We start from the raw sequence: 12232 nt of genomic DNA, 5'->3' as shown, positions 1-12232 counted from the left end.
GTACTGTTTGTTTTTAGATTCTCGCTTTGGATCATTACTAATGAGTTACTCAATTGATAAAAAACAAATTCCGCTTCAATCACATCTAATAGATTGTTTTTAATTACCTTTTAATAATCTAATTATGAGGTGAGTTTATGCAGAACAATAACGTATCAATCAAACGCAGCCCGTCAATAAAAAAACTGGGCATTATGACGCTGGTGGTCATGAATATTGTGGCAGTGGTCAGTCTAAGAGGGTTGCCTACCGAAGCGGAGTATGGATTAAGTTCTATTTTTTACTATCTGTTTGCTGCGGTATTCTTCTTGATCCCGGTCTGTTTGGTGGCGGCTGAATTGGCAACCGGTTGGCCGGAAAAAGGCGGAGTATTTCGCTGGGTAGGCGAGGCTTTTGGCCCGCGCTGGGCATTTTTAGCCATGTTTATGCTGTGGACTGAAGTGACGGTATGGTTCCCTACTGTCCTGACGTTCGGTGCGGTTTCATTAGCTTTTATTGGCCCCGACCAGCCATGGGATCAAGCACTCTCGGCCAATAAATTCTTTGTGCTCGGGATGGTGTTGTGTATTTATTGGTTTGCGACCTTTATTGCCTTTAAAGGGGCGGAAACCTTTGCCAGGGTCTCAAAATGGGGGGGATTGATAGGCACCATCATTCCGGTAATTATCCTGATAATATTAGGTTTTTCATATTTGATTGGTGGAGGTACCTCGCAAATAGAGTTGTCATGGGATAACGTTGTTCCTGACTTTTCTAATTTCGATAATGTGGTTTTAGCCGCCAGTATCTTCCTGTTTTATGCTGGGATGGAGATGAATGCCATCCATGTCAAAGATGTAGAAAACCCGCAGAGAAACTATCCCATCGCTATTATGTTGGCTGCTTTAGGGACTGTACTTATTTTTGTCTTGGGCACGTTAGCCATAGCTTTTGTGATCCCCGAGTCTGATATCAATCTGACACAAAGTTTGTTAGTGACATATTACGACTTATTTAAGTGGGCCGGTATCGAATGGTTAGGGCCGATAGTGGCATGCTGTCTGGCTGTGGGGGTATTAGCAGGCGTAGTGACATGGGTTGCCGGGCCTTCATCCGGGTTATTGGAAGTGGCTAAGGCCGGATACTTACCGCGCTGGTGGCAGAGTATCAATAAAAATGGCATGGCGACGCATATCCTATGTGTTCAAGCACTTATTGTCACCTTGCTATCTATCTTGTTCGTGGTACTTCCCTCAGTTCAATCGGCCTACCAGATATTGAGCCAATTGACCGTTATCCTGTATCTCATTATGTACATGTTGATGTTCAGTGCGGCTATCTACCTGCGCTTTAGTCAACCAAACCGACCACGGTCTTATTGTATACCTGGCGGTAATGCAGGGATATGGATTATTGGTGGTACAGGGCTACTGGGTTCGTGTATTGCTTTCATCTTTAGCTTCATTCCACCTAGCCAAATTGCGGTGGGTAGCCCCAAGGAATATGTCGCTATTTTGATCGCATTAGCCTTGTTCTTCTGCATGGTACCTTTGGTGATTTATGCACTGCGCAAACCTCATTGGCGTGATGAAAACTGTGATTTTGCCCCTTTTACCTGGGAACGAGACCGTGGGCATCCCGGAATCCCGACCACCAGTGCCATTCATACCAGCGATACAGTAGCAAACAGGTAATACCCATAAATTGGCTGAACATAAAATCTTAATGAAAAGCCCTGAGGGGCTTTTCATACATAAGCATCTGCAAACTGTTAATTACCACATCAAATCATCGGGCACTTTGAAATCGGCATACGGATCTTCTCCATCTTGCTCTTCCTGACTAAGCGCACTATTTAATACAATACTGTTCGCATCTCGCTGCGCAATTTTATCGGCTACGCTCGCGGGGATAATAGCGTATTCACTCTCGCCACTGTTTTCAACAACCAGACGAGCAATGGCGAGACGACCACTAATCAGCTGAGCTTGAGTGAGCTTATCCACAACTATTTTTTTAATTAAATTATTATCTGTGAAGTTAAAACCAATATTGCCTTTTGAAATATCGATTCTGTTCATTTCAATGAGCTGTTTCACCTGAGCTTTATACTCTTTAGATAAAGCCGCTTGTTTTTGTTGTTTGCTTAGCTGTTTATCACGCTCAAGTTGTTCTTTTTTATTTTCATCCACAGCCTCTCTTGCCTCACGAGCCTGAGCTCGTGATTTCTTAGCTGTTCTTTGGACTTTGGCCATTTTTTTGCTGGTCACTAATCCAGCTTTTAGCATCTGCTCTTGTAAGGTGAGTTTTGTCATCTTCGGTCCTAAACCAGTTGAATAATTTGTGGGATTATACCTGTAATTTTTGAGTCTGTTCCAGGTTGCAGGACCTGATCACGGTATTACTTGAGTTTGGAGGGGTTATCAGAGGCTGGTGGGGCCTGTTCTCAGGATTCGCCAGTCGGTTTAAAATTCGGTATCATCCGCTCCCACTCTTCATCCGGGTAGCCTGATGTCTAAGATAATCGATACCTTTATTGCCCCGCCGTGTCATGACAAGATAGAGATTCTCTATCAGGACGATCACCTGGTACTTATCAATAAACCTGCTGGGCTGCTTAGCCTCTCGGGGAAAAATCCACAAAATATGGATTCGGTGCATCATCGGTTAGTACAGATATTCCCCGGCTGTACCCTGGTTCATCGCCTGGATTTTGGTACTTCCGGGCTGATGGTGATTGCCCGCAATAAGGCTATAAATGCCGCCCTCTGTCAACAGTTCAGCCAGCGCACAGTGACCAAAGTGTACAGCACACTGCTCTGCGGACATCTGGACAACAACGAAGGGATGATAGACGCAGCGATTGCCAAAGACCCGGCACTGTTCCCGCTGATGTCGATTTGCCCAATCCACGGCAAGCCGGCTCGCTCGTACTATCGGGTCGTGGAGCGCTTTTATTATGAGTTGGAAGATGGGACGTTACTGCCATTAACGCGGGTACAGCTAACCCCGGAAACCGGGCGTACTCATCAACTCCGCATCCACTGTCAGCAGTTGGGCCATCCCATTTTGGGCTGTGACCTGTATGGCGGTCGCCTGCTGCCAGGTACCGAACGGACTCCACGGCTGATGCTGCACGCCAGTGAGTTGCATTTTGTTCATCCCATCAGTGAAGAGTGGGTCAAAGCCCATAATACCAGCCCGTTCTGAAAGCAAAAGTATCTATTACGATGCCACCCGGAGTATCCCCGATCTTATTTAAACGGGTATTACCTGTTGTTCTGGTCACAGGTGGGCTGAAAGTATCGCTCCACGTGATGTAATTCGTTATAGCGATGCTGGTTTTGCTAAAGTTCACCAACCTGTTATCTGGTAACTCTCGACTCGATGGGTTATAAAAATTATCTAAATATCGTTAAATTCGGGTCCCTGTTGAGCAAATACAACGATTAGTGGTGTGTTTATCCTCAGAAGCATCTTAATACAAATAGGAATCGAAAATGGTCAATCTTGCTAACACTAAAGGTAACAATACCACTGGTGTACATATGCTTCAGCGCGACAAAAATGGTGGTTTTCGGATTCGTACCAGCCCAGATAGTCTGAAACGCTTCACTTCAGTTGATATACGTCCAGAACATCGTAGTTGGTTCAACGGGAAAAACGAAATTTACGGTTCGGAGCCTTACAACACGATTGAAGAAGGTGCGGCAGCTCTTTGTGCGTTCATCGAAAAGGTTTGCGGCATTACATGCGTCTGGGAACCTAAGAGAAAATAACGGTATCCCTATCTGGATTGGGGCAGATCAATTATGTCCGATCCTCGCTCTTGAGAGACCAACATAATCATTGGAGGAGGTTTGATTATGAATATGTCGTCGTGGAAAATCCCATCATCGGCCAAAAAAACTTCCTCAGAGATCATATATGGGGGAGATAACGACAGTGTCTATACAGCTTCTTCAGGGGTAGTTCAGGGGGAAGAGTGTTGTTTTGGGCAGTCAGTGACCTGCGGGTAATTGCGGCATACTAGATTGAGTTTGTTTTTCGGCTCGAAACCTTTATCCAGCATGCATCGTTGAATATTAGCGGCTTTGCGCAGCGTCGGCACGTAAGGCGTCGAACCCAACGGTTGCGGATAACCGCATTGATACATCACCGCCAGTGCTTGCTTGTCGTTTTCAACTTCATGAGAAAAATGCAGCGAGGCTCCCACTTTACGCCAGGTAATCAAGGAAGTTTTGCTCACGCCGGAATCCGGCTTAATCGGATGAAACCCTCTGTCTGCGACAAAAGGCAGCGCTTCTAGCTGACTCTGACTCAAGGGATACCCCTGTTCTTGCTTGAGGCAGGCTGGTGTATCGTGGTAAACACGAACGCTGCAAATTTTGAATCCGTCTTTACGGGTAAAGCCCATATTCTCCATGCATTGGTAATACAGAACGGACTCATTATCCGTTTTGGGAATATCGGAGCCGGGGAGTTGCACGCCGCATTTACCCATCGCGACGCGCACACCGTCGATATCCGTATCAGGACGCTGCCACTGTGTTAGATCCGGTGCTGGGGGGCATCCTGTCAGCAGGAATACAGACGTCATCAGCAGGGGTAAAGTTATCAGAGTCGATTTTCGGAACATTAAAATCCCTTATTTATTATTGTTTAAGATAGCATCCATACTGCCCGTATTTGCTCTACCAGAAAACAAAGAATCTTCGTGTAATTCAGCGATTGCTGGGCCATAAGAAACTGGAAAGCACGGTACGTTACCTTGGCATTGAAGTCGATGATGCGCTGGAGATATCTGAGTCAGTTGAAGTCTGAGGTCGCCAGGGCTGTTACAACAGCTCTGTGCCAGAAGCAGGCGTTGCAAACATCATGTTATTATTCATTCAGGGGAGAAGAATTCACGCCTGTTTCCAGCTCATAGCGAATTAAAGACCATAAAAATTATGACATCACTCATGGAGAACCAAGTCATGGATTTCACTATCAGTCTCGCACACCCTGAGCACTTTGGCATGCTACGCGCTATTGAACTGGCTGCTTTTGAAACATTGCGTAATGCAGGTGCGGTAACAGGCGAGGCGGGCGCAAGTAGTCTGGAGGAATTAAGCGAATTCAGTCGTAACGGTCTGCTGCTCACGGCCTATACGTCTGATTCTGTTCCTGTAGGGTTTGTCGCAGGCAAAGTTGAAGATATATGGCTGCACATTGCTGAAATTGATGTGCATCCGGGCTGGCAACGCCATGGTATCGGCAGACGACTTATGCAGACACTGCTCTGTATCGGGCAGCAGCGCGGTCTGACTGGTGCCACGCTGACAACAGACAACATGGTTGCTTTCAATGCCAGATTTTACGGCACATTAGGTTTTAAAATTGTGGAAGGTCTCGCACGACCACCACATCTTGTAAGCCTGAACGCTGATGAAATCGCGAAAGGTTTCAATCCGGCGCGGCGTGCAGCAATGTGCGTGACCTTCAGGACTCCGGGCGGGAAATAGTCCGCTATTCGCTCTTGCAGGACAACCATACTCAAATCTCTCACATCGTAGGAGATTTGAGTATGAAAACGTCACCGTGGAACAAAGACTGTATCATCGGTCAAAAAAGACCACTTCAGATATCTCATATCTGGGGGATCCGCATCAGACTTGAGCTGGAAGGTAAAACGCGTGATCTGGTTCTGTTCAACATGGCTTTGGACAGTAAGCTACGGGGCTGCGATCTGGTCAAACTCAAAGTATCAGATGTTGCATATGGTAGTTCTGTTTCAAGCAGAGCAACGGTGTTGCAACAGAAAACCGGTAGCCCTGTCCAATCGATTCAGGGATTTGAGGGCCAATGGAACGATAACGTACGATAATGGCATAACCAATTGATTATCAGTGGCGTTCCTGTGCCGGCAAGTTTCCAAAGAAGAAGGGCATGTTTTTTACATGACTGGACTTCAAATCCCTGGAATGGATTTTATTGATATAGTCCTGTGCGCGTACCTCTACTTCTACCAACGTGGAACAGCAAACCACGTAACCAGCCACTCAGTTAACGCGCTGATCTTGGCTGACTGTAACTGGCTTGAAGGCTTAATCAACCATACACCATCTTCGCCTGTCGCCTGCCAATCCGCCAGCACCGGTACTAACGAACCCTCTGCAAGTTCTTGATGTACCAGCCAGTTGGCCGCAAGCAACACACCCATGCCGGACTTAGCGGCCAGTATCAGTGCCTCCATCTCATCACTCTCATAACGTGTTTGCACCGGTACATTTATCTGTAGGCCGTCTTTTTCCAGTCGCCATTCAGGCCAACTGTGCATTGGTGTAAATCCGAGGCAATCGTGCTTACGAAGTTCCTGTGGATGCGTTAACGCCGGATGTAGCTCCTGATATACCGGCGCAACGCACAATATGCGACTGGTATCCGCCAGCTTACGCGCAATGAGCCGGCTATCTGAAAGGACACCGATACGTATCGCCATATCGTAATTATCACCCAGCAAATCTACGTAACGATCAGTGCAGTGCAGTACTAAGCGGATATCGGGATAGGCCTGTAAAAAGCCAGGTAACGCTTGTGCTACCCAATATCGGCCAAAGGATGCGGGCACCGTTAACCGAATGGTACCTGCCGGACGAGCTGCCAAAGCACGTGCTTCCTCTTCCGCTTCACGCAGCAGGTCATTTGCCAGGTCAATTTTTTGTCGATAGCGCAGGCCCTCTTCAGTTGGCCGGATGCGACGCGTGGTACGTTCGATCAGGCGAATACCAAGCCGTTTCTCTAACGCAGCGATACGACGGGAAATTACGGATACATCACGCCCCAGCGCTCGTGCACCTGCGCTAAAGCTTCCAGCGCGCACTACCGCCAGGAAAGCTTCTCGTTGGCGAAAATCGTCATCCTGCATTATTGCTCCCAGTGCAACAGATAATTGGTTTTTAGAGTGATTATAGCGCCTATTTTTATCACATACTGGCTGTATCAAGTAAACAGGAGAACGCTATGCAAGCCATTCAATTAACTGCTCCAACGATCGACAGCCTTAACATCTGCGAACTACCGTACCCAAAGCCGGACTATGGTGAGGTGGTGATTCGTCAACATGCCGTGAGTCTTAACTACCTTGATTTGGCACTGGCTACAGGTAAGTTTGGTGCCATTGCACAGCCGATTATTCCAGGTGCAGACAGCGCTGGAGAAATTGTTGAGCTGGGTGCAGGTGTGAGCAGTTGGCAAACTGGCGAACGGGTGGTGCCAGGGATGATGTACAGTTGGCATGCCGGAGTGATACGCCCCAAACATCTTCACGCATTGCGCGGAGTTACTGCCAATGGGGGGCTGGCGCAATACGCCGTTGTCCCCGCAGCGTCGCTGGTGCGTATCCCTGATTCCCTTAGCTGGCAGCAGGCAGCGACGTTACCAGTTGCTGCCACTACTGCATGGAACGCCATCGTACGGGGAAAAATTCAACCCGGCAGTACTGTTTTGCTGCTTGGCACCGGTGGCGTGAGTCTGTTTGCGCTGCAATTCGCCAAAGCAGCAGGCGCCCGGGTGATAATTCTTTCCTCTTCCAACGAGAAGCTGACCAGGGTGAAAGATCTGGGGGCGGATGAAGGTATTAACTATCGCGAAGAGCCAGAGTGGGATAGCAGGGTCCTCAAGCTGACGAACGGTCATGGCGCAGACCTGGTACTTGAATCGGTGGGTGCCTCGACCTTTGCAAAATCTGTCAGTGCCGCCGCCTACAACGGAACGATTTTTGTGATTGGCTTTGTTGGCGGTGCAGAGTTAAACGTGTCGGTGCTGCCGATTATGCAGAAGATGTTGAATATCGTGGGCAATAATACTGGCTCGACTTCGGATTTACGCGGTGCGGTCAGGGCGATTGAAACAGCCGCGATCGAGCCTGAAATCGACCGTGTTTTTTCTTTCGCTGAAACTCAGGATGCTTATCGTTACCTTCATTCCGCCAACCATGTCGGGAAAGTGGTAATTAATTTGAATGAATGAGTGCTGAGCATGGCCCCTGGTAAATTATAATTTTTACTCTAGGTGTAGAATGTTGGTCGCCTCGTAAACTGGTTTAAAACCTTATGAGGCGGCGTTATTGGGCTTTGACGCTAAATGTTTTTTTCACAGAAAAATAGCAGTAAGAAATTCAGTCATTACTACCGCCAGCCGGCAGAATCAGCTCTTTGTCCTGATTGTGTATATTACCCACTTTCTTGCTGACCGGATGTCAGAAAAAGTCCTTCTCTGGAACAGCTGCGTCATGAGCAATTTCTTCTGCACGCTGAGGCGTGATACTGGCGCTGAGCCATTCATGAACGGCGTCAGCAGTAATGACTAACGGCCGACGATCCTGGAAATCGGCCATGCCATGTTTACTCGATGGGGTAGCGGTTCTGTTTCAAGCAGAGCAACGGTGTTACAACAAAAGACCGGTAGCCCTGTCCAGTTTGAGTTAACCAAAGGGACAAGAGAAGCAGTTGCTGCATTGATTAAGCTGGGCAATTTGCACAGTAAAGACTACTTGTTCCAATCCCGAGTCGGTACTTGCCAACACATATCAACCCGGCAATACAACCGCATTTTTCATGGATGGATTGGAAAGTTCAGTCTCGATGATTCGCTGTACAGCACACATTCCATGAGAAGAACAAAACCTTACCTGATATATAAGAAAACCAAGAATCTTTGTGTGATTCAACTCCTGTTAGGCCATAAGAAACTGGAGAGTACGGTTCGCTATCTGGGGATTGAAGTCGATGATGCGTTGGAGATCTCTGAGTCGATTGAAGTCTAAGATTGTCAGGGCTGCAACTGTAGCCCTGTGCCAGGAGCGGACGTTCTAGCACCAGCTATGTTAATCAAAAGCGAGCAGATCAGTTCTTATAGCGGTTTAAAAAAATGGTCGTCTAATTTTCGGTTGTGAGTGTTTCATCGGATGTTCTAGATTCATCCTGTACTTTATTAAAGGAGATAATCATGAACTTCACGGAACTTCACCATCAAAACAAACCATTACTCATCGCCAATGTCTGGGATGCTGCTAGTGCAATTATGGCGCACCAGTCGGGCTATCAGGCCATGGGTACTTCAAGTGCAGCGATTGCCGCAACGTTAGGTTACGAAGATGGAGAAGCAATGTCTTTTGATGAATTGCTCTACATTGTCACACGTATCCAATCCGTCAGTAGCCTACCATTAAGTGTTGATGTAGAAGCGGGATTTGGTGGCACAACTGATGAGATAACGACCAATCTTAAACGTCTCGCGCAGCTTGGAGTTGTTGGTATAAATCTTGAGGACAGCAGAGTTGTTAACGGTGTCAGAAAACTTGATGATGCGGCTGCATTTTCCAGTCAATTAAAAGAGATTCGCGATGCGTTGAACAACGAGAGTTATCAACTATTTCTTAATATCCGTACTGATACATACCTGCTTAATCATGAACATGCTTTACAGGAAACGCTTTTACGTGGCCGACTTTATGAAGCATCGGGGGCAAACGGGCTTTTTGTCCCATGTCTGACGTCAGAAAAAGATATTGAGACCTTTTCCAAAGAGCTTAATATTCCATTAAACGTTATGTGTATGCCAGATCTTCCCACGTTCGAAAGGCTGGGGAAAATGGGTGTAAGTCGCATTTCTATGGGAAATTTCGTTCATTCAGCCATTCAATCGAAACTTAAAGATTTAATGCTACTTATCCAGTCGCAGCAAACATTTGCAGGAGTTTTCATTGATGAAAGTTCTCGATAATGCCCAGTGCAATGTCTGGTATCAGGCATTACTTGAGCGCGCTTCGGAGTATACAGGGGTGTTTTTCGTTGGTGTCAAAACAACGGGGGTATTTTGTATTTCGGTATGTCGGGCGAGGAAACCAAAACGTGAGAATGTCGAGTTCTATAAAGATTTTAAATCTGCTCTAGATGCAGGTTTTCGCCCCTGCAAAGTGTGCCGACCCACTGAAAATGCGCACACAGCTCCGTTTTTTATCGAACAAGCACTTGAACTCGTGCGCGCTAACCCTAAAACACGAATAAGCGACACTGCGCTACGTAAGCACGATATCAGCCCCGAGCGGGTACGACGCTGGTTTCTACAAAACCACGGTATTACCTTCCAGGCATTTCAACGAATGCAGCGGGTGAATATCGCACTTCAGGAGCTAAAAGGTGGGTCCGCAGCCACCGATGTGGCTTTTGATAATGGCTACGAATCATTGAGTGGTTTTGCTTATACCTATAAGCGACTTACGGGTGTTGTTCCAACAAAGCAGACTCAGATAATTATAATTCAACGATTTACCACGACCCTAGGCCCAATGTTCGTCTGTGCTACGGAACGTGGAGTTTGCCTGCTGGAGTTTACCGACCGCCGAATGCTGGAGACGGAATTCCGTGATCTCCAACGTTTGCTGAATGCTCGAATAATGTCAGGGGAGAATAGCCATACCCGACAAGCGGAAAAAGAAATTAGTGAATATTTTTCCGGAACGCGACAACAGTTTGAGCTCACGCTCGATGCTCCAGGCAGTGATTTTCAACGCTCCGTCTGGCAGGGGCTAAGTGCTGTTCCTTATGGACAAACGTCACACTATCAAGCTCTTTCCGGGCAGATTGGAAAACCTAACGCAGTACGCGCGGTGGCCGCCGCAAATGGAGCAAACCGAATAGCTATAGTTATTCCTTGCCACAGAGTCATCGGCAAAGATGGTTCGATGACCGGTTACGGCGGGGGCATCGCGCGCAAAGAATGGCTAATCGAACATGAACGAAAACATCGCTGATAGACAGATACCAGCAGACGGCTAAAACTAAACAGGGTGGGGAAAGCTGAGTTTGGCACTTGGCTATCCATGTGCCGCCCTGTTAACTCGATCTGATTGTAAGGTCCGCTTCTCGCTCATAGCCGACATTTTCTAACTTAGTGGGCTGGTTAGTGCCAACAGCGGACGTTTAACCGTTCCGGAAGAATACTAATTCCGTGTACGACTACACTCCGAAAAAAGTTTTCTTCTTCAACTGCTGGAGTTTCTATCAGAACTCGAGTATGACACTGGTTCACTACTTTGGTACGAAATCGAATTCGTATGATAAATGCACCGCTATGTAAGGCTGAGAAGGGATCAATATGTTAACCGTATGGGGTCGAAAAACGTCTTCGAATGTACAGGCATTGATGTGGTGCATTGGAGAAATGGAGCTGCCGTATGTAAGGCACGATATAGGGCATACATATGGGGGGACTGATACAGATTTTTTCTTTTCGTTAAACCCAAATCGAACAGTCCCGGTTCTACAGGATGGTTCGGCTCTTCCACTGTGGGAAACAGGCGCAATTCTCCGCTATCTGGCAAATTCCTACGGCTCGGAAAGCTTCTGGCCTACAGATGCACTGAAAAAGGCGAATGTTGATCGCTGGGCTGAGTGGTCAAAAATTAATGTTGCGATGGCATTCACCGCACCGGTGTTCTGGCGTGTTGTCCGCACACCGGAGAAACAACGTGATGAAAATGAGATAAGAGAAGCTATGGCAAATTTGGAGAAGAATCTTTCTGTGGCAGAAGTGCAGCTCGGAAAGAATCGTTTTCTAGCTGGCGATACCTTTACCCTAGCCGACATCCAACTTGGCCATGTTTTATACCGCTATTACGACATTAACGTGATTCGACGACCTTTGCCCGCTTTGCTTTCTTATTATGAGCGACTTTCCTCCCGTCCAGCCTTCCGGGAACACGTCATTGTATCTTATGAAGAGCTTCGAGCTTAGGTTGCGGCCGGAAAAGTCATGAGTAAATCGTCACAGGCCCATAGTCATATTTAAGGCCTTTAAAAAGGTTTAATCGAGACGATGAGCATAATGCACAAATGTCCACTTCTCGCTCAAAGCTGCCTGTTATGCCTGCTTAAAAAACAGGCTTAACGTAGGATTTTTTTCCGTTTTCCAAGCGGACCCCATATAGGTTGTTTAGTCTCACGTGGGGGAAATAGCTTCGTGCAAGCCGCCAAGTAGAGGTTTGAGCAATGATTGGGCTGAACTATGGGTTCTGATGATGTTTCTCACATTTAACTCGTATCTTTTTCTATCAGGAAAACCGAGCTTCTTAGCTATGGTGTTTAGCAAGCCAGTCTCTCGGATAGGATATCGAGTCATCAAAGTAACGACATCATTGTTTTGAATAGCTGTGTCGAAAATATCAACTTCAGCGAGGCGAATTTCATTTATATTTAGAAAAAAAGAA

The 12232-nt window shown here is 46.9% G+C and carries 11 protein-coding genes and 3 pseudogenes; 10 read left to right on the top strand and 4 right to left on the bottom strand.

Annotation, left to right across the window (positions count from 1 at the left end; translation table 11 throughout):
* Positions 1-137: 137 nt before the first annotated feature.
* Complete coding sequence (gadC, locus tag V2A85_RS17965) at positions 138-1673, top strand: putative glutamine/gamma-aminobutyrate antiporter GadC (RefSeq protein WP_372558875.1); 1536 nt, start codon at positions 138-140, stop codon at positions 1671-1673.
* Positions 1674-1754: 81 nt separating this feature from the next.
* On the opposite strand, the gene V2A85_RS17960 is transcribed toward gadC, so the two are convergent.
* Positions 1755-2294, bottom strand: a complete 540-nt coding sequence (locus tag V2A85_RS17960) for a DUF2058 domain-containing protein (RefSeq protein ID WP_420072004.1) — start codon at positions 2292-2294, stop codon at positions 1755-1757.
* 196 nt (positions 2295-2490) lie between these two features.
* Here V2A85_RS17960 and V2A85_RS17955 point away from each other — a divergent pair, with 196 nt between their 5' ends.
* Entirely contained in the window at positions 2491-3189 is a 699-nt protein-coding gene (locus V2A85_RS17955; RefSeq protein ID WP_420072003.1) for an RluA family pseudouridine synthase, read from the top strand.
* A 290-nt stretch (positions 3190-3479) separates the two neighbouring features.
* Entirely contained in the window at positions 3480-3758 is a 279-nt protein-coding gene (locus V2A85_RS17950; protein ID WP_372558878.1) for a hypothetical protein, read from the top strand.
* Positions 3759-3952: 194 nt separating this feature from the next.
* On the opposite strand, the gene V2A85_RS17945 is transcribed toward V2A85_RS17950, so the two are convergent.
* Complete coding sequence (locus V2A85_RS17945; protein ID WP_420072002.1) at positions 3953-4618, bottom strand: hypothetical protein; 666 nt, start codon at positions 4616-4618, stop codon at positions 3953-3955.
* Between the two features lie 313 nt (positions 4619-4931).
* On the opposite strand from V2A85_RS17945, the gene V2A85_RS17940 reads away from it, so the two are divergent.
* The gene (locus tag V2A85_RS17940) at positions 4932-5486 is read left to right on the top strand and encodes a GNAT family N-acetyltransferase (protein WP_420072001.1); all 555 of its coding nucleotides are present in this window, start codon (positions 4932-4934) and stop codon (positions 5484-5486) included.
* Positions 5487-5548: 62 nt separating this feature from the next.
* Positions 5549-5803 (top strand): annotated as a pseudogene (locus V2A85_RS17935) (integrase); the annotation flags it as partial.
* A 183-nt stretch (positions 5804-5986) separates the two neighbouring features.
* Here the strand turns inward: V2A85_RS17935 and V2A85_RS17930 are convergent.
* Positions 5987-6889, bottom strand: coding sequence for a LysR family transcriptional regulator (locus V2A85_RS17930; RefSeq protein ID WP_420072000.1), 903 nt, complete (start codon positions 6887-6889; stop codon positions 5987-5989).
* Positions 6890-6984: 95 nt separating this feature from the next.
* Between V2A85_RS17930 and V2A85_RS17925 the strand changes: the two genes are divergently transcribed.
* From V2A85_RS17925 to V2A85_RS17905, 5 genes and pseudogenes are all read left to right on the top strand, one after another.
* The gene (locus tag V2A85_RS17925; RefSeq protein ID WP_420071999.1) at positions 6985-7992 is read left to right on the top strand and encodes a zinc-dependent alcohol dehydrogenase family protein; all 1008 of its coding nucleotides are present in this window, start codon (positions 6985-6987) and stop codon (positions 7990-7992) included.
* Positions 7993-8386: 394 nt separating this feature from the next.
* Positions 8387-8788, top strand: a pseudogene (locus V2A85_RS17920) (tyrosine-type recombinase/integrase); the annotation flags it as partial.
* A 182-nt stretch (positions 8789-8970) separates the two neighbouring features.
* Positions 8971-9747, top strand: coding sequence for an isocitrate lyase/PEP mutase family protein (locus tag V2A85_RS17915; protein WP_420071998.1), 777 nt, complete (start codon positions 8971-8973; stop codon positions 9745-9747).
* The gene (locus V2A85_RS17910; RefSeq protein ID WP_420071997.1) at positions 9731-10777 is read left to right on the top strand and encodes a bifunctional transcriptional activator/DNA repair enzyme AdaA; all 1047 of its coding nucleotides are present in this window, start codon (positions 9731-9733) and stop codon (positions 10775-10777) included. Before V2A85_RS17915 ends, V2A85_RS17910 begins: the two co-directional genes overlap by 17 nt.
* Positions 10778-11121: 344 nt before the next feature.
* Positions 11122-11760 carry a glutathione S-transferase family protein gene (locus tag V2A85_RS17905; protein ID WP_151426232.1) on the top strand — a complete coding sequence of 213 codons (639 nt, stop codon included), beginning with the start codon at positions 11122-11124 and terminating at the stop codon, positions 11758-11760.
* Positions 11761-11964: 204 nt separating this feature from the next.
* Here V2A85_RS17905 and V2A85_RS17900 read toward each other — a convergent pair.
* Positions 11965-12232 (bottom strand): annotated as a pseudogene (locus V2A85_RS17900) (hypothetical protein); the annotation flags it as partial.

The organism is Yersinia sp. 1252 StPb PI, from assembly GCF_048593885.1.
GTDB classification, from domain to species: Bacteria; Pseudomonadota; Gammaproteobacteria; order Enterobacterales; family Enterobacteriaceae; genus Yersinia; species Yersinia enterocolitica_E.
Note: the sequence above shows the minus strand (reverse complement) of the source record. Positions and strands in the feature narration are given on the sequence as shown.

Excerpts from the sequence above, each read along its gene's own strand:
- V2A85_RS17910 (WP_420071997.1), top strand. The coding sequence starts at position 9,731 with ATGAAAGTTCTCGATAATGCCCAGTGCAATGTCTGGTATCAGGCATTA.
- V2A85_RS17915 (WP_420071998.1), top strand. The coding sequence starts at position 8,971 with ATGAACTTCACGGAACTTCACCATCAAAACAAACCATTACTCATCGCC.
- V2A85_RS17960 (WP_420072004.1), bottom strand. The coding sequence starts at position 2,294 with ATGACAAAACTCACCTTACAAGAGCAGATGCTAAAAGCTGGATTAGTG.
- V2A85_RS17950 (WP_372558878.1), top strand. The coding sequence starts at position 3,480 with ATGGTCAATCTTGCTAACACTAAAGGTAACAATACCACTGGTGTACAT.
- V2A85_RS17925 (WP_420071999.1), top strand. The coding sequence starts at position 6,985 with ATGCAAGCCATTCAATTAACTGCTCCAACGATCGACAGCCTTAACATC.
- V2A85_RS17930 (WP_420072000.1), bottom strand. The coding sequence starts at position 6,889 with ATGCAGGATGACGATTTTCGCCAACGAGAAGCTTTCCTGGCGGTAGTG.
- V2A85_RS17955 (WP_420072003.1), top strand. The coding sequence starts at position 2,491 with ATGTCTAAGATAATCGATACCTTTATTGCCCCGCCGTGTCATGACAAG.
- V2A85_RS17940 (WP_420072001.1), top strand. The coding sequence starts at position 4,932 with ATGACATCACTCATGGAGAACCAAGTCATGGATTTCACTATCAGTCTC.
- gadC (WP_372558875.1), top strand. The coding sequence starts at position 138 with ATGCAGAACAATAACGTATCAATCAAACGCAGCCCGTCAATAAAAAAA.
- V2A85_RS17945 (WP_420072002.1), bottom strand. The coding sequence starts at position 4,618 with ATGTTCCGAAAATCGACTCTGATAACTTTACCCCTGCTGATGACGTCT.
- V2A85_RS17905 (WP_151426232.1), top strand. The coding sequence starts at position 11,122 with ATGTTAACCGTATGGGGTCGAAAAACGTCTTCGAATGTACAGGCATTG.